Annotated in this window: 15 protein-coding genes and 1 other RNA gene; 7 read left to right on the top strand and 9 right to left on the bottom strand. The window is 75.3% G+C overall.

Annotated elements, in window-relative coordinates:
• Nucleotides 1-126: 126 nt before the first annotated feature.
• The 3 genes from BD833_RS08115 (at nt 127) to BD833_RS08125 (ending at nt 3,405) form a co-directional block, all read left to right on the top strand.
• Nucleotides 127-1,356: a flagellin N-terminal helical domain-containing protein gene (locus BD833_RS08115; protein ID WP_208092428.1), complete on the top strand. Its 1,230-nt coding sequence runs from the start codon at nt 127-129 to the stop codon at nt 1,354-1,356.
• 69 nt (nt 1,357-1,425) lie between these two features.
• On the top strand, nt 1,426-2,676 hold the full coding sequence (locus BD833_RS08120; RefSeq protein ID WP_166532621.1) for an APC family permease: 1,251 nt from the start codon (nt 1,426-1,428) through the stop codon (nt 2,674-2,676).
• A gap of 27 nt (nt 2,677-2,703) precedes the next feature.
• Nucleotides 2,704-3,405, top strand: a complete 702-nt coding sequence (locus BD833_RS08125) for a class I SAM-dependent methyltransferase (protein ID WP_166532622.1) — start codon at nt 2,704-2,706, stop codon at nt 3,403-3,405.
• Between the two features lie 31 nt (nt 3,406-3,436).
• Here BD833_RS08125 and BD833_RS08130 read toward each other — a convergent pair whose 3' ends face one another.
• The 3 genes from BD833_RS08130 to rnpB all read right to left on the bottom strand — a co-directional run bounded on the left by BD833_RS08130 (nt 3,437) and on the right by rnpB (nt 6,982).
• Nucleotides 3,437-5,086, bottom strand: a complete 1,650-nt coding sequence (locus BD833_RS08130) for a CYTH and CHAD domain-containing protein (protein WP_166532623.1) — start codon at nt 5,084-5,086, stop codon at nt 3,437-3,439.
• Between the two features lie 88 nt (nt 5,087-5,174).
• Nucleotides 5,175-6,458, bottom strand: a complete 1,284-nt coding sequence (locus BD833_RS08135; protein WP_166532624.1) for a hypothetical protein — start codon at nt 6,456-6,458, stop codon at nt 5,175-5,177.
• Between the two features lie 111 nt (nt 6,459-6,569).
• An RNA gene (gene rnpB, locus BD833_RS08140) (RNase P RNA component class A) lies at nt 6,570-6,982 on the bottom strand.
• Nucleotides 6,983-7,187: 205 nt separating this feature from the next.
• Between rnpB and BD833_RS08145 the strand changes: the two genes are divergently transcribed.
• Together BD833_RS08145 and BD833_RS08150 are read left to right on the top strand one after the other, a co-directional pair.
• On the top strand, nt 7,188-7,904 hold the full coding sequence (locus BD833_RS08145) for a hypothetical protein (RefSeq protein WP_166532625.1): 717 nt from the start codon (nt 7,188-7,190) through the stop codon (nt 7,902-7,904).
• 284 nt (nt 7,905-8,188) lie between these two features.
• Entirely contained in the window at nt 8,189-8,437 is a 249-nt protein-coding gene (locus BD833_RS08150; RefSeq protein ID WP_166532626.1) for a hypothetical protein, read from the top strand.
• 20 nt (nt 8,438-8,457) lie between these two features.
• Here the strand turns inward: BD833_RS08150 and BD833_RS08155 are convergent, their stop codons facing one another.
• Genes BD833_RS08155 through BD833_RS08165 form a run of 3 tightly spaced genes read right to left on the bottom strand, consistent with a single transcriptional unit; the run spans nt 8,458 to nt 11,151 of the window.
• Nucleotides 8,458-9,177 carry a PIG-L deacetylase family protein gene (locus BD833_RS08155; RefSeq protein WP_166532627.1) on the bottom strand — a complete coding sequence of 240 codons (720 nt, stop codon included), beginning with the start codon at nt 9,175-9,177 and terminating at the stop codon, nt 8,458-8,460.
• 39 nt (nt 9,178-9,216) lie between these two features.
• Nucleotides 9,217-10,731, bottom strand: coding sequence for an MFS transporter (locus tag BD833_RS08160; RefSeq protein ID WP_166532628.1), 1,515 nt, complete (start codon nt 10,729-10,731; stop codon nt 9,217-9,219).
• A 57-nt stretch (nt 10,732-10,788) separates the two neighbouring features.
• Nucleotides 10,789-11,151 carry a DoxX family protein gene (locus BD833_RS08165; protein ID WP_243737524.1) on the bottom strand — a complete coding sequence of 121 codons (363 nt, stop codon included), beginning with the start codon at nt 11,149-11,151 and terminating at the stop codon, nt 10,789-10,791.
• 23 nt (nt 11,152-11,174) lie between these two features.
• Here BD833_RS08165 and BD833_RS08170 point away from each other — a divergent pair, with 23 nt between their 5' ends.
• On the top strand, nt 11,175-11,930 hold the full coding sequence (locus BD833_RS08170) for a sulfite exporter TauE/SafE family protein (protein WP_166532629.1): 756 nt from the start codon (nt 11,175-11,177) through the stop codon (nt 11,928-11,930).
• A 68-nt stretch (nt 11,931-11,998) separates the two neighbouring features.
• On the top strand, nt 11,999-14,254 hold the full coding sequence (locus tag BD833_RS08175; protein WP_166532630.1) for a putative bifunctional diguanylate cyclase/phosphodiesterase: 2,256 nt from the start codon (nt 11,999-12,001) through the stop codon (nt 14,252-14,254).
• A 12-nt stretch (nt 14,255-14,266) separates the two neighbouring features.
• Here the strand turns inward: BD833_RS08175 and BD833_RS08180 are convergent, their stop codons facing one another.
• From BD833_RS08180 to BD833_RS08190, 3 genes are all read right to left on the bottom strand, one after another.
• On the bottom strand, nt 14,267-15,385 hold the full coding sequence (locus tag BD833_RS08180; RefSeq protein WP_166532631.1) for a bifunctional RNase H/acid phosphatase: 1,119 nt from the start codon (nt 15,383-15,385) through the stop codon (nt 14,267-14,269).
• Complete coding sequence (locus BD833_RS08185; protein WP_166532632.1) at nt 15,382-16,122, bottom strand: zinc ribbon domain-containing protein; 741 nt, start codon at nt 16,120-16,122, stop codon at nt 15,382-15,384. Before BD833_RS08185 ends, BD833_RS08180 begins: the two co-directional genes overlap by 4 nt.
• 167 nt (nt 16,123-16,289) lie before the next feature.
• Nucleotides 16,290-16,649 carry a hypothetical protein gene (locus tag BD833_RS08190; protein ID WP_166532633.1) on the bottom strand — a complete coding sequence of 120 codons (360 nt, stop codon included), beginning with the start codon at nt 16,647-16,649 and terminating at the stop codon, nt 16,290-16,292.
• Nucleotides 16,650-16,669 lie beyond the last annotated feature (20 nt).

Consider the following 16,669-nt stretch of genomic DNA (forward strand, 5'->3'; position numbering starts at 1 on the left):
CCCTCGCACAGGGCGGGGCGCCGACCGGGCAGGCGGCCCGGCGTCCGGGCGGCCCGGAGGTTCAGCTCAACGCACTCCGGCAGCGGCCGATGGTGGAGGAGCAAGGGCTGCGGCACGGATGCCGCGGTGGACCGGGCTCGGATGCACGCGGGGGTGGGTGTGCGGATCGGCACCAACGTAGCCGCGCTGAACGTCCACCGGGTGCTCCTGACCAGCGACCGGGCGGCCGGCAGATCCCTGGAGCGGCTCGCCTCCGGCGTGCGCGTCAACCGGGCCGCCGACGACGCCGCCGGGCTGGCGATCGGCGAGGGTCTGCGGGCCCAGATCGGCGGTACGCGGCAGGCGGAGCGCAACACCCAGGACGGGATCAACCTGATCCGCACGGCGGAGGGTGCGCTGGCCGAGACGACCTCGGTGCTGCAGCGGATGCGGGACCTGTCCGTGCAGGCGGCCAACCACGGCGCACTCGACGGCACCGCCCGGGGCGCGATCCAGCTCGAGATCGATCAGCTCTCCACCCAGCTGACCCGCATCGCGACGACGACCACGTTCAACGGCATCCGGCTGCTCGACGGCTCCTACCGCGGCGTCCTGCAGGTCGGCGCGAACGCGGGCGAGACGCTCACCGTCGACATCCGCGGCCCCGGCGGGGGCATGGACGCCCGGAGCCTGGGCGTCGACGGCATCGACGTCACCCGGAATCTGGCCGCCTCGTCCAGCCCGGGCACCGCCGTCGTCACCCCTGCCGTCTCCGACGAGGAGGGCACGCCCGCCCCGGGCCGGCTCGCGTTCCCCGGCGACTTCACCTCGCCCGGCACCTTCCGGGCGGCCTACGAGGGCCTGAACGGCACCATCTTGTACAACGGGCGCAGCTTCGACCTGGCCGGGGTCGACTACACCGGCGCGGTCGACGCGCAGGACTACATCGACCGGATGAGCTTCGCCGCGCTCGCCGCGCTGGGCACCTCCCACATCCCGGTGGTCGCCGCGAGCAGCGGGCTGGTCTTCGGCGGAGACACCCCGGGGGCCGGCTCCACGGCGGCCGACGGAGCCCGGCTCAGCCTCGTCCACGCTGTGGCCGAGACCGACGTCATCCGCGCCGTCGACCAGGCGATCAGCCGGGTCAGCGCGCTCCGGGCGAACCTGGGCGCGCTGGAGAACCGGCTCCGGCACACCGCCTCCCGGCTGGCCGTCGCCGCGGAGAACGGCACCGCCTCCTGGTCCCGGATCCGCGACGCCGACATGGCCGCGGAGGTCACCGCCCTCGCCCGCCACCAGGTGCTGGTCCAGGCCGGCACGGCGATGCTCGCCCAGGCCAACCAGGCCCCGCAGACCGTGCTCCGGCTGCTGGACTGACCGCGGGGGCGCCGTCGGCCGCATGAGACCGTGTGGCCGGTCGGCCCGGCGGAGGAGTGGAGCAGCCCGATGAGCAGCGGACCGCGGTTGGACCGCCGGCTGGGCACCGGCGATGCCGTCGTCATCGGCCTGGGCTCGATGATCGGCGCGGGTGTGTTCGCGGCGTTCGGCCCGGCGGCGCGGGCCGCCGGCACCGGGCTGCTGCTCGGCCTCGCCCTGGCCGCGGCGGTGGCCTACTGCAACGCGACGGCCTCGGCCCAGCTGGCCGCCCAGTACCCGGAGTCCGGCGGCACCTACGTCTACGGTCGCGCCCGCCTCGGCGACTGGTGGGGCTTCCTCGCCGGCTGGGCGTTCGTCGTCGGCAAGACGGCGAGCTGCGCGGCCATGGCGCTGACCTTCGCGGCGTACGCCGTCCCCCCGGCCTGGGAGCGGCCGGCGGCGGTGGGCGCCGTCGTGGCGCTGGTCGCGGTCAACTACCGCGGGATCACCCGCACGGCCCGGCTCACCCGGGTGCTGCTGGCGGTCGTGCTGACCGCGCTGGCCGTGGCCGTGCTGGCCGGGTTCACCGGCGCGGGCGCCGATGCGGGCCGGCTGGTCGACTGGTCCGCCGGGCCGAACGGCTGGTACGGGGTCCTGCAGGCGGCCGGCCTGCTCTTCTTCGCCTTCGCCGGGTACGCCCGCATCGCCACCCTCGGCGAGGAGGTCCGCGATCCCGCGCGCACCATCCCCCGGGCGATCCCGCTGGCCCTGGGCCTCGCCGTCGCCACGTACGCCGTCGTCGCGGTCATGCTCCTGGTCGCCCTGGGCCCCGGCGGCATCGCGGGCTCCGACACCCCGCTCGCCGACGCCGTCGCCTCCTGGGGCTGGGCCGCGCCGGTCGTCCGGATCGGGGCGGCCGCCGCCGCGCTGGGCGCGCTGCTCGGGCTGGTGGCCGGGATCGGGCGGACCGGCCTGGCGATGGCCCGCACCGGCGACCTCCCCGGCTGGCTGGCCGCGGTGCACCCCCGGCACCGGGTGCCGCACCACGCGGAGCTCGCGCTCGGCGCGGTCGTGTGCGCGCTCGTCCTGCTGGTCGACCTGCGCACCGCCATCGGCTTCTCGTCCTTCGGCGTGCTGCTCTACTACCTCGTCGCGAACGTGGCCGCCTACACCCAGGACGCCGGCTCCCGCCGCTGGCCGCGCGCCCTGCAGGTGGCCGGCGCGGCCGGGTGCGTGGTCCTCGCGGCCACGCTGCCGTGGACGTCGGTGCTGGCCGGCATCCTGGTCCTGGCCGCCGGGGCGCTGTACCGCGGCCTGCGGCTGCGGCGCGGACGCGCGTAACGGCGGTTCCGGGGTCACACTTCCGGCGTGACCGTGGACGAGCACTCCACCCGGACCGCCGCGACCGGGACGTACCAGGGGCACGGCGTGCACGCCGCGCCCGGCGTGCACGAGTACGCCGTGGAGCTGGCGCGGCAGGCGCTGCCCGGCGGTGGGCGGATCCTGGAGGTCGGGGCCGGCTGCGGCGCGCTGGCCTGCCGGCTGCGGGACGCCGGTTTCGACGTCGTCCCGACCGACCTCGACCCGCCGCACGACTGGATCCACCGGCTCGACCTCGACCACCCGGAGTGGACCGAGGAGACCCGCGGGCCGTTCGACATGGTGATCTGCGTGGAGACCCTCGAGCACGTGGAGAACCCGCGGCAGGTGCTGCGGTCGATCAGGTCACTGCTCCGGCCCGGCGACCGGCTGCTGGCGAGCACGCCGAACGTCACCCACCCGCACTCGCGGCTGAAGATGTTCCTGCGCGGCGCGCCGTTCATCTTCGGGCCCGGGCACTACCACCAGCCCGGGCACATATCGATCCTCCCCGACTGGATGCTGCGCGAGCACGTCCGCCTGGCCGGGTTCACCGACGTCACCGTGACCACCGGCGGGTCCACCTGGTACGAGGGCCGACGGCGGCTGGCGCACCGGGTGGAGACCGGCCTCCTGTGGCTGATCGGGCTGCGGGCGCGGGCGGACTCCGGCGAGGGCATCTGCACGTTCGTCACCGCCGTCGCGGAGTGACCCCCCACGGCCTCCGCGCGGCGGCCGGCCGTCAGCGGGTCCAGCGGTGCAGCTTCTTCCGCCCCGCGGCCTTCCAGGCGTCGTCGAAGCGGTGCTGGGACCGCTCGGAGCGGGCCTCCTCCAGCGCGTGCAGGCGGCCGTACAGGAACGCCGTCTCGACGTCGGCCGCGGCGAGCCCGCGGGCGCGCAGCCGCTCGCGGATCAGCACGGAGTCCTGGTGCTCCCCCAGCGCCTCCTGCACCGCCTCCATGGCCTCCGCGAACGCCGTGGCGTCCGACCCGAAGACCCGGGCGACCGACTCGCCGGCGTAGCGCGCGGCCTTCGCGCTCTTGCGCGCGTCGTGCAGCAGCTCCTCCCGCTCCGCTCCCGTCGGGGCTGCCTCCGCCTCCTCCACCAGCCGCCGGACGACGGTGTAGCTCCGGCCCACCAGCGGCGGGAGCACCGTGCCCGCCCGCTTCGCGGCGCGGGAGGTGACGGGTGGGGCCGTGACCAGGCTGTCCAGGCTCGCGAGGAGCCGGTGGTACCGCTCGCCGTCGAGCTCGGCCAGGACGCGGTCGTGCGCATCGCGGTAGGCCTGGTCCAGCTCCTCGACGACGGACGCCGACGTCGCGGCGGCGGCGTCCTCGTCGCCGCCCACGGTGGCGGCCACGCGGTCGCGCATCACCTCCGCGTCGCGCGCCGCGCCGAGCTCCGAGGCCAGCCACTTGAGCTCGCCGCGCAGGGGGCGGACGACCTCGGCCTCGAACAGCGGCTTGAAGGTGGTGAGGGCGCTGCGCAGCCGGCGGGTCGCCACCCGCATCTTGTGGACGCTGTCGGCGGCGTCCAGCCGGACCGGCAGGTCCTGGTTGCGGATCTGCTCCACCTGCTCGCGAATGTGCGCGAGCACGACGGCGCCGGCGCCGGACCTGGCGGTCAGCTTGCCCGAGCTCCCCTTGCTCTTGCCCTTGCCCGGCCGCGCGGACTCCGCTCCCCCGCCCGACAGCACCCGGGCCAGCTTGGAGGAGTCGCGGGCCGACGAGAGCCCCTGCTCCCGGAGGCGCACGTCGACCGCGTCCAGCAGCTCGGCCGCGCCGCCGGCGAGCTCGACCTCGATCTCCCGCCAGGACATCGCCGCACCGGCGCCGTCCGCCGTGCTCTTGCCGCCCTTGCCGCCGCCCTTGTCGCCGCCCTTGCCCTTGCCCTCGCCCTCGGCCGGCGCGCTGATCCGGCGGGCCGTGACCCGGTCGTCGGCCACCTCCACGAGCACCTGGCCGGTGGCGTCGAGGAGCCGGCGCACGGTCCGGTCGGTGGCGATCTCCGCGACCGCCTGGAGGGACACGCCCCGGCTGTGCGCGCGGACCATCTTCCGCAGCGTCTGCGGCACGGTGCGCCAGGCGCGGCCCAGAGGCAGCCGGACCTCGGAGCGGGCGTTCCCACCGGCGGGCACCTTCAGGTGCCAGCCGGCGTCGTCCCCGCCCGTGCGCCGGCGCAGCGTCAGCCCGGCGGCGGCCAGCCGCAGGTCGGCGGTGTCGAAGTAGGTCGCGGTCAGCTCCTGCTGCACCGGCTCGCCCTCGACCACCGGGCCGCCGCCGTCAACGGCCGACGACCCGTCGCGCAGGACGAGCTCGGTCAGCGACGGGATCTGGACGTCGTCGTCCGCGGTGTACTTCTTCTCGACCTCGACGAGGTGAACGGCAGGCATACAGCAGGTGTACAGCATGAAGATGAACGCTCACCGAGGGCTGTGGCCGTTCGGCCAGGGGGCGCGGCGACGCCCCCTGGCCGGACGGTCAGCCGCGGCCCAGCTGGAACACCGAGATGGTGCCGTCGTCCTCGTTGCTGGTGAGGAACAGGTGCCCGCGCTTGACGGCGAGCAGCCCCTCCGGAGCCTCCCCGGTGGGCAGGACCTGGAGCAGCTCGGGCGCCGCCTCGTCGGCGAGGTCGTAGACCAGCACCGCGTCGCCGCGCTCGGAGCCGATGAAGGCGTAGGTCGTGCCGTACAGCACCGCCACCTCGGCGCCCTCGAACTCGGCGCCCTTGTCGTCGCTGCGCCCGTCGGGGTAGCGCCCGTCCGCGGCAAGGGCCTGCTCGGCCGCCCCACCGGAGGTGCTGACGACCTCCCCCTCCGGTGAGAAGACCGTCCAGCCGCGGCCGCCGCTGGGCTCCTCGGCCAGGTCGCCCTCGTCGGCGGTGACCAGGTTGCCCTGGGGCGTCCACTGCACGGCGTCGGGCTCGCGGGGCGCCGTGAAGGCGTCGTCGAAGGCGACCGTGTCGTCGTCGGCGGTGTCGGCGTCGGTGCGGGTCACGGTGCCGGCCGAGAAGGAGCCGACGACGGTGCGGGTCCGCAGGTCGACCAGGGCGACGGCGTTGTTCTCCTGGAGCGTCACCGCCGCGATGCCCTGGCGGTTGATGTCGACGTACTCCGGCTCGGGGTCCTCCGCGAAGAGGGCGCCGTCGAGGCCGGTGAGCGCCACGCGGTCCGCCGTCCACCGGTCCGGGGTGCCGTGCAGGTCGACCACGGCCAGGTATCCGGTGGGCGCCTGGGGCAGGCCGCCCTCGACCCCGCCGACCTCGACGTCCTCGTCGCGCTGGTTCTCGATCGCGACCGCCGCCACGGCACCGTTGGGAGCCAGGGCGATCGAGTCGGGCTGCCCGCCCAGGTCGATGGTGCGCACGACGGCGCGGGTGCGCAGGTCGATGACGGCCAGCTCCCCCGACGGCGCGTCGAACGACGTGCTGGTGTCCACGACCGCGAGGGCGTGCCGCCCGTCGCGGGTGACGGTGACCGAGGTCGGCTCGCCGCCCACCGGGACGGTGCCGATGGTGCGGGGCTCGGCGGGCCGGGTCAGGTCGACCAGGCCGACCTCGCCGGTGGCCGAGTCGGTGTAGAGCAGCGTCCGGCCGTCGGGGGTCACCGCGAGGATCTCGGCGACCTCACCGCTCACCTCGAAGGTGGCCAGCTCGGCGAAGGCCGGCGCCGGGGCCGGCTTCGCGGCGGCCGGGGGAACGGTCGCGGCGAGCACCAGGGCGGCCGCGGGGAAGGTGCAGGAGAGACGCCGGGCGCGGGGTGACACAGGAGGGCTCCAGGGGTAGCGGGACAGGTGATCCCGACCCTGACCAGCGAAGACGACCCCGCGGCGGCCGGCGGGCGAACCGCCGGTGACCGGCGCACGACAGGGGGACGACGGACGAGTCGGCCTGTACGCCGGGTTCTGTCCACGGGCGCCTCGCGGCCTCCCGATGGGCGGTCATCCATCTAGGCCTGCCGTTGCCGACAGGCTCCAGCGGTCTACCCGCAGGCTCGGGCGGGCCGCCCTCGAACGCCTGCGCGGAACGGCGTCCTGGCGAACCAGCCCGCCGTTCCTTCTTGACCTAGCTCCGGGTGGGGTTTGCCGAGCCACACCGGTCACCCGGTGTGCGGTGGTCTCTTACACCGCCGTTTCACCCTTACCAGCGGCGAACCGCTGGCGGTCTGTTCTCTGTGGCACTGTCCCGCGGGTCACCCCGGGTCGCCGTTAACGACCACCCTGCCCTGTGGAGCCCGGACGTTCCTCGGCGACGGGGTCTCCCCCGCCGACGCGACCGCCCGGCCGACTCGTCCGTCGTGTCGGAGACACTACCGCGCACATCGGGCGCCCACGGTCTGCTGTGTTGCCGGTCACAGTCCGTGGGCGACGCGCATCTGGGCCGGAAAAGCTCCCGTACCGCGCCCGGGACGTTGAACCGGTCGTGGGCGCGGCCCGAATCGAGAGCGTCGTCGAGCCACGGTGGCTCGCTCGGCACCCTCCCGATAGGAGCGCACCATGCGCAATCGATCACTGCTCACCGTCCTGGCCACGGCAGCACTGCTCCCGGCCCTCGCCGCCCCGGCCCTAGCGACAGATCGCGACCACCGGGACCGGGGCAACGCCGAGAGGTACCAGGCGCGGCTCGACCCGGTGCCGCACGACCCGCGCGCCGACAGCGGGTCGGACGTGCGCGGCTTCGCGAAGCTCGTGGAGGTGGACGGCGAGCTGAGGGTCCAGGTGAAGGCGTACGGGCTGAGCCCGCTGCTGCCGCACCTCATGCACATCCACGGCGAGCTCGAGGCGCGCAACGAGTGCCCCGGCCCCGAGTTCCGGGCCGGTGGGGTGAACGACCAGCTGATCGAGACGGTCGACGGGCTGCCCGCCTACGGCCCGATCCAGGTCACGTTCAGCACCGAGGGGGACACCAGCGCGGCCGCCGGCCTGAACCTCGACACGGCGCCCGTGGCCGACCGGAAGGGCAGGCTGTCCTACCAGCGCGTCCTGCTGGACGTCCCGGACGAGCTGCTGGACGAGCTCGACGACCTGCACATCGTCATCCACGGCGAGGACCTCGACGACGACGGGATGTACGACCCGGAGCCGATCACCGCACTCGGCGCGCCGCTGGAGGCGGAACTGCCCGTCGCCTGCGGCGAGCTGGAGGACCGGGACAAGAAGAACCGCGGCCACGGCCACGGCAAGGGACACGACAAGGGACACGGCCACGGCTGACCCGTCCGGCACCGCCCGCGGGCACGGGGGCCGCGGAGTGCCCAGCTGGCCCGGCTCATGAGCTGTGGCCGCCTGTGATCGGCGGCGCCTCCGGAGACGTCTCCGGAGGCGCCGCCCACCGCCAGTGCCTCGCCGCGGCGGGCGGTGGCCCCGCAGCTGTCCCGGACCCGACCGATGCTGAGGACCGGTGACGGTTCGGTGGCATTGCCGTGGCGGCCGGTGGGGATCCGACGTCCCCGGGGAAAGCATGGGGTCATCGCATCCCTCTCCGAGAAGGTGGAGCCGTGACCACCGCCCACTGGTCCGCGCCCGACATCGCCGGCGACATCCTCGCCGCGGCCCATCGCCCGGGGCTCCCCGAGCCGGTCGCCGTCCACGTCCGCCCGGAGCTCCGCGCTCGCCTGTGCGGAGCGGACGGCGCCGACGAGCTGGTCACCTCCCTGGCCGGCGTCCCGTTCGTCGTCGACGAAGAGATCCCCGGCGTCCCCGGCTTCGAGATCCACCGAGCGCCACCGGAGGGAGCCGTGACCTGAGGGAGCGCCTGCGGCGGCGATCAGCCCCAGAACAGCCGGAAGCCCACCCGGCGGCCGCCGTCCTCCCGCAGCGTCGACATGTCCACGACCTGGCGTGCCTGCTCCTCGACCGGGTCGTCGGACAGCAGCTCCAGGTACCGGCGGTGCTCGGAGAGCGACGCGACGGCCAGCTCCACCGTCTCGCTGACGTCGACCTCGTGCGGCGGATCGGTCATCTCGCCGACGGCGATGTACTGCACGCCGCTCCACCGCTCCTCGGTTAGGTCCGGGAAGATCCACTCGTTGGCGGCGTCCGCGACCGCGTCCACGACGCACTGACCCAGCGCCCGGTGGTCGGCGGAGTTCACGTACGCCGGTGAGACCCCGGGCGGCGTCCACGTCGCACCGAAGTACCCGGTGACGACGAGCTCGGGCCGGTGCCGCCGGATGGCCCCGGCCAGGTCCCGCCGCAGCTCCGGGCCGGCCACGAGCGTCCCGTCGCGGTGGTCGAGGAACTTCACCTCGGTCACGCCGACGACGGCGGCCGAGCGCCGCTCCTCCTCCTCGCGCAGCGGCCCGGCCTCCGCCGGCGGCACGCCCTCCATCCCCGCCTCACCGCGGGTCGCCAGGAGGTAGTGCACCTCCTTGCCGGCCGCCGTCCACACGCCGACGGCGGCCGCGAGGCCGTACTCGATGTCGTCGGGGTGGGCGGCGACGACGAGGGCGCGCTGCCAGTCGTCGGGCATCGGGGAGCTGGCCATGCAGGCATGCTGCCCCCTGGCGGCCGTCAGAGGAACCCGTCAGCGGGTCGCGGCCGCCGCGGGCTCGGGCGAGGGAGCTGCGCTGGGCGGGGCGGCCCGGACCAGCAGGACGACCAGCAGCCCCCCGACGATCCCGGCCACCCCGCACGCCAGGAACAGCGGGCCGAGCCCGTCGGCGTACGCGGCGCCCAGCGCGTCGGCGAGGCCGGCCCGCGCGCCCGGATCGGTGGCCGCGAGCAGCTCCGGTGCCTGCCCGGCCGTCAGCGCCGACGCCGTCTCCCCGGGCGCGGGCACGCCGCGGGCGCGCAGGGTCGAGGCCGCCGCGGTGGTGAAGACCGTGCCCAGCACCGCGACGCCGACGGCGAAGCCCAGCTGCCGGGCGGTGTTGACCGCTCCCGACGCCATCCCGCTGCGCTCCCGGGGCACCGCGGCCAGGGCGGCCGAGGCCAGGGTCGGGTTGGCCATCCCCACCCCGGCGCCCAGCACCGCGAGCCCGGCGACCAGCACCCGCCAGGTGGAGCCGGCGTCGACGACGGCCATGAGCAGCGCCCCCGCGCCGATCAGCACCAGGCCGCCGCCCAGCACGAACCGCGGCGGCCGCGACTGCAGATACCGCCCACCCGCGGCGGCGACCCCGAAGCTCAGCGCCGACAGCGGGATGAACACCAGCCCGGCCTGCAGCGGGGACAGCCCGCCGATCGACTGCAGCCACAGCGAGATGTAGATGAGCTGCGCGAATGCGGCGCCGTTCAGCAGCAGCGCGGCCAGCATGATCCCGCTGAAGGAGCGGTCGCGGAACAGCCGCACGTCGAGCATCGGGGCGGCGCGGCGCCGCTCGACGGCCACCCAGAGGGCGAGCACGACCAGCCCGCCGGCCAGCGGCCCCCAGGCGCCGGGCCGGCTCCACCCCTCGGCGGCGGCCCGCACCAGACCGAACACCACGGCGCCGGCCCCCAGGCTGAACAGCGCGATGCCCGGGACGTCGGGCTTGGGCGCTCCGGGCTGCCGCGCCTCCCGCACCGCGGTGAGCGTGAGCGCCACCGCGAGCACGCAGACCGGGAGGTTGACGAAGAAGATCCACCGCCACGACAGCTCGGTGAGCGCGCCGCCGATGATCGGCCCCAGCGCCGCCGAGGCGCCCACCACCGCGCCCCAGATGCCGAAGGCGGTGCCCCGGTCCCGGCCCTCGTAGCTGGAGTTGATCAGCGCGATCGTGGTCGCGAACATGACCGCCCCGCCGATGCCCTGGATCCCCCGGGCGGTGATCAGCGAGCCGGCGCCCGGGGCGAGGCCGCAGGCCAGCGACGCCCCGGCGAAGAGCACCAGCCCGACGAGGTACAGCCGGCGCCGGCCGTACAGGTCGGCCAGCGAGCCCGCGCCGAGCACCAGCGCCGCCAGCGCCAGGGCGTAGACGTCGACCACCCACTGCAGCTGGGTGAACGAGGTGTCCAGGTCGGTGGCGATGTCGGGCAGCGCCACGTTCACGATCGTGACGTCGACGAGGAGCATGAAGGTGCCGGTGCAGATCGCCACCAGCGGGAGCCACTGTCGCACCGGCCTGCTGTGCCCGGTGGATGCAGCCTGCAACCGATCAGCGGCGGGAGACCTGCGTCATGCCCGGCCGCGCGCCACCCGGAGCGCCGCTGCCACGAGCGGCACCTGCAGCGGCAGCCGCACCGCGGCCACGGTCAGCGGGACTGGCTTCCGCGGCACCACCCGGAAGGTGTGCAGGTGGGCCGGCACGAAGCCCACGAGCAGGGCGGCCGCCGCCCAGCCCCCCGCCCGGCGGGTGGCCGGCGGGGCCAGCAGCACCGCCGTGCCGATCTCGGCGACGCCGGAGGCCAGCACCCACGCGCGGGCGTCGCCCAGCTCCGGGGGCACCAGCCACTCGTAGGTGCGCGGCCGCACCAGGTGCAGCAGCCCGGACCCGCCCAGCAGGGCGCCCAACCACGTCGCGTTCGCCGGTCTCCGCACCCCGTCACCGTAGGTTGGCCGTCGTGTCTCCCGTCGACCTGCTCGTGGCCGCCGGCGTCGCGCTGGTCGCCGGCGTCGTCAACTCCATCGCCGGCGGGGGCTCGCTGATCCTCTTCCCCACCCTCGTCGCCCTCGGGCTGGGCACCGTCGCGGCCAACGTCACCAACTCGCTGGCCCAGTGGCCCGGCTACCTCGGCGGGGTCGTCGGGTTCCGGGCCGAGTACGCGGGGCAGCGCGACCGGCTGGTGCGGTTCGGCGCGGTGGCGGTGCTGGGCGGCACCCTGGGCAGCGTCCTGCTGCTGACCACGCCGTCGGAGGCGTTCGACGTCGTCGTCCCGGTGCTGGTCCTGCTCGCGACCGTGCTGCTGGCGCTGCAGCCGCTGCTCACCCGCCGGCTGGCCGGTGCCGCGGCCGGAGCGACGGGGCGCGATCCGGCCTGGCTGTACGCCGCGCTCTTCCTCGCCACGGCGTACGGCGGCTACTTCGGGGGCGCGCTGGGGGTCATCCTCGTCGGCGTGCTCGGCGTCGGGCTGGGCCGGCTGAAACTGGCCAACGCGCTCAAGTCGGCGCTGTCGGCGGTCACCGCCACCGTGACCCTCGTGGTCTTCGGCATCTTCGGGCCGGTCGACTGGGCGGTCGTCGCCGTCGCCGCGCCGGCCAGCCTGATCGGCGGCTTCCTCGGCGCCCGCATCGCCACCCGCATCCCGGTCACGCCGCTGCGGGTGCTGATCGTCGCCTTCGGCCTGGCCGTCTCGGTCTACCTGTTCCTGCGCATCTGACCTCCCCCCGAGGGGGGAACGGGCGCCGCCCGGCTCCATGAGCGGCCCGGGCGCTCCGATGCAGAATCATGCCCAGTGTGCGCGCCCGGCTCCTGCCCGGGACCCCGGTGTGGGCGCTGGCCGTCGTGGTGCTGGCCGCGGTCGGCAGCCTGGTCACCGGTGCTGGCCGGACAGCGGCCGCGACGTCGGTCTCCCCGGTGCGGCTGCTGCTGGTGACGACGGTGCACGCCGGGCTGCTGGTGGTACTCGTCTGGCGGGCCCGCGCGGTGCCGCACGAGCGGGCCGTCTGGCTGCGGATCGCGCTGGGCGCGACGGTGCTGACCGCCACGGTGCTCCTCGGCAACGCGCTCGCGCTGGCCCCGGGCATGCACGGAGCCGCGGCCGCCCTCGCGGCCTGGGCCCCGGTGCTCGCCTTCCCGCTGCTGTACGGCGGGCTCGTCCGGTGGAACCGCTACAGCACCAATCTCGCCGATCCGCACGACGTGCTCAACGGCGCCGGGGCGGTGCTGGCCGTGGTCGCCGTCGGGAACCTCGTGGTCCAGCTGACCGGCGGACCGCTGGCCACGGCCCCCTGGTGGACCGTGCAGCCGCTGCTCGGCCAGTTCGCGGCCGAGTTCGTGCTCCTGGGCACGGTGGCCACCCTCCCCTTCCTCGGCGCGCTGGGCCGGGATCCACGCACCTGGCTCGTCGTCACCGCGTTCGGCGTCTCGCTGGCCGGCAGCACCGCCGCCCTGCTCGGCGCCGGGCACGGCTGGGCAGCGGCGGCGGAACCGATCGCCGTGGTGTGCCTGGCCGCGGCGGCCGTGCTCCGCTCGGCACGCTCCGATCCCCAGCCGGCGGACCCCGCGGCGTCCACCATCGGCGCCTTCACCGTGATCGTCGCGGCCACCGCCGTCCTCGTCGTCACCGCGCTGGTGGGCGCCGGGGCCGCGGCCGCCTGGTGCGCCGCCTTCGCCGCCCTCGGCTCCAGCCTCCGGCTGCTGGTCAACGTGCAGGAGCTGGCGCTGCTCGCCGACACCCGCCGCGAGGCGCTCACCGACGAGCTCACCGGCCTGGCCAACCGCCGCGCCGTCCTCCGGCGGGCCGAGGAGCTGAGCGCCGAGGGCACGCCCATGGCCCTCGCCGTGCTCGACCTGGACAAGTTCAAGGAGGTCAACGACGCCCTCGGCCACGCCGCCGGTGACGTGCTGCTGCGCATGGTCGCCGAGCGCCTGGCGTCGGTGCTGCGCCCCGGCGACGTCCTGGGCCGGCTGGGCGGGGACGAGTTCGCCGTCCTCGCTCCGCTGGACGCCGAGGCACCCGTCGTGCAGTCGGCGCTGCGCGTGGGGGCGCGGCTGCACGAGCGGCTCGCCGAGCCGTTCCCCATCGAGGGGATGGTCGTCCACTCCGCCGTCAGCGTCGGGCTGACGACGTCGGCCGGATCGGCACCCACCGACCCCGCCCGGCTGCTCCGGGAGGCCGACGTCGCCATGTACGACGCGAAGCGCTCGGGCACCGGCGTCGCGCTCTACGACAGCTCCCGGCACGCCGACAGCAGCGGCCACCTCGCCCTGGTCGAGGAGCTGCGCACCGCGCTGACCACCGGTCAGCTGGTGCTCCACCACCAGCCGCAGCTCGACGTCGCCACCGGCCGGCCGGTCGGGGTCGAGGCGCTGGTCCGCTGGGCGCACCCCACCCGCGGGCTGCTCGGGCCGGCGGAGTTCCTGCCGCTGGCCGAGGTGCACGGGCTGATGGGCGCCCTCAGCGACGAGGTCCTGGCCCAGGCGGTGGCGCAGGCCGCGGCCTGGCGGCGCGGCGGGCTGCCGCTGCGCATGTCGGTGAACCTCTCGGCCAGCAACCTGCTCGACGCCGCGCTGCCGGGGCGCGTCGCCGGTCTCCTGGCCCGGCACGACGTGCCGCCGGAGTCGCTCGTGCTCGAGGTGACCGAGAGCGTCCTGCTCACCGATCCCGAGCGCAGCCTCGCCGTCGTCGGCGCGCTCGCCGGCCTGGGGGTCACCGTGAGCATCGACGACTTCGGCACCGGCTACTCGTCGCTGGCCTACCTGCGCGACCTGCCCGTCGCCGAGCTGAAGCTCGACCGTTCCTTCACCGCCGACCTGCTCACCGACCCGCGCACCGAGGCGATCGTGTCCAGCACCGTGGAGCTGGCCCACCGGCTCGGCCTGCACGTGGTCGCCGAGGGCGTCGAGGACGAGGCCACCCTCCGCCACCTGGAGCGGCTCGACTGCGACACCAGCCAGGGGTTCCTGCACTCCCGGCCGGTTCCCGCCGCGGAGCTGGAGACCTGGCTCAGCGCCCGGCCCGCGGCGGCCGCCCGGCCCTGAGGCCCGGTCCGCTCAGCGCAGGTGCGCGGTGCCGTTCACCAGCCGCACCGAGGCGCGGCCGTCGGAGGTCCAGGCCACGCTGCACAGCGACGCGGCCTCCAGGAACACGCGGTGGACGACGTCGTCGCCGACCCCCAGCCCGGCCGCGAGCAGCAGCTTGATCGGCGTCACGTGGCTGACCACGAGCACCGTCCGGCCCTCGTGCCGGGAGAGGATCCGGCGCCGGGCGCCGGCCACCCGCCGGCTCACGTCGGCGATCGACTCCCCGCCGGGGGCGGCCACGGTCACGTCGGCCATGAACCGGCGCACCGCGAGCGGGTGGCGGGCCCGGGCCTCGTCGAAGGTGAGCCCCTCGAGGTCGCCGAAGTCCAGCTCGGCCAGGTCGTCGTCGACCTCCACCGGCAGCCCCAGCTGGGCGGCCACGATCTCGGCGGTCTCCCGGGTGCGGCGCACCGGGGAGGCGACCACCACCTCGATGCCGAGCTGCGCGGCCCGCGCCCCGGCCGCCTCGGCCTCGGCGCGCCCGGTGCGGGAGAGCGGCAGGTCGTTGCGCCCGCTGAAGCGGCGCTCGGGCGTGTGCTCGGTCTGCCCGTGGCGCAGCAGGTGCGTGACGGTGGTGACGGGTTGGCCGGGGCGGGTTGGTGGGGAGGACAGGGCCTCCCGGACCGGCTGCACGTCGTCCTCGGCGGCCGAGGGCTCGGCGGCGGCGTCCCGGTGCACCGGCCGGCCGTCCATGGCGCTGTTGGCCAGCGCGTCGGCGGCGCCGTTCTGCGCCCGCGGCACCCACGTGTAGCGCACCCCGCCCAGCTTGCGGGCGATCTGCTGGGCCTGGAGCGCCAGCTGCTGCATGTCCGGGTGCTTGATCTTCCAGCGGCCGGACATCTGCTCGACGACGAGCTTGGAGTCCATGCGCACCTCGACCTGGGCGGAGGCGTCCAGGTCCAGCGCCGCCTGGAGCCCCGCGACCAGCCCGCCGTACTCGGCGACGTTGTTCGTGGCCCGGCCCACCGACGCGGCCCGCTCGGCCAGCACCCGGCCGGTCTCCGCGTCCCGCACCAGCGCGCCGTAACCGGCCGGCCCGGGGTTGCCGCGCGACCCGCCGTCGGCCTCTACGACGAACCGCCGGCTCACAGCCCGGACTCGGCGGTGCGCACCAGGATCCGCCCGCAGTTCTCGCACCGGACGACCTCGTGCGGGTCGGCGTTGCGCACCGCGGCCAGCTCCCGGCCGTTCAGCTCGATCCGGCAGCCCTGGCACTGCCGGGCCTTCAGCATCGCCGCGCCCGTGGCGCCGGTCTGCGTGCGGATCCGGTCGTAGAGCGCCAGCAGCGGCGCCGTGATGGCCCCGGCGACGGCCGCCCGGGCGGCCTCGTGCCGGGCCGTGCCGTCGGCGATGTCGGCGAGCGCGTCGTCGCGCAGCTGCTCGGCCCGCTCGAGCGCGGCCCGCGCCTCCTCCCGGCCGGCGTGGGCCTCGCGGACCGCGGCCTCGGCGGTCTCGAGCTGCTCCATGAGCTCGAGCTCCTGGTCCTCCAGGTCCGACTGCCGGCGGGTCAGCGACTGCAGCTCGTGCTGCAGGTCGGTCATCTGCTTGGCCGAGACGCTGCCGGAGTCCAGCAGCTTCTGGTCCTTGGCCGCGCGGGCCCGGACGGTCTCCACGTCGGCCTCCAGCCGCTTGACCTCGCGCTGCAGGTCGCGCGCCGCGGTCTCGGCCCGGACGACGTCGTCGGCGAGCGTCCGCTCCTTGTCGGCGACCGCCTCGACGGCGGCTGCCTCCGGCAGGGTGCGCCGGCGGTGGGCGAGCTGGGTGAGGGCGACGTCCTCCGCCGCCAGCTCCAGGAGCTTCTGCTGCTCGAAATGGTCGGCCTTCACGCGCCCAACCTACCTACCGGTGCGCGGCCGGCCGGCCACTCAGGCGCCGCGGCGGCGGCTGAGCGGCCGGCACGTGACCGAGGATGTCCCCCGAGCGTCTACCGGATGCGGACAGGGGCGAGACCGGGAGGGCCTTCACCCAGCCTCCCGTCCGCTCGTCCGGCTGGTCAGCAGAGGACCCGGACGATGGCACTCTCACCGTCGTAGACCTTGATCCACGCGCCCTTCGACAGCAGCATCCAGCCGTTCCCGCCCTGCAGGTAGGTGCGGCACGTCGAGTGGGTCCGGTAGCCGTCGGTGTCCTTGTACGGGGACCAGGATCCCGACGACACGTACGTGCTGGGGCTCTTGTCCCCCCAGTCGCCGGTCACCTGTAGGGACCGCTGCGAGGACGCGTCGTTCTTGACCTTTCCGCAGACCGTGCCCCAGAACGAGCACTCCCCAGCTGCGGCCGGCCCTGCGACGCCGATCGTGGCGACGGCGGTGAAGCCGACGACGACCGCGGTGCGCAGCATCTTCCTGATCATGGCCCGTCCTCTGTCAGTGG

The organism is Blastococcus xanthinilyticus (assembly GCF_008124835.1).
Taxonomy (GTDB): domain Bacteria; phylum Actinomycetota; class Actinomycetes; order Mycobacteriales; family Geodermatophilaceae; genus Blastococcus; species Blastococcus xanthinilyticus.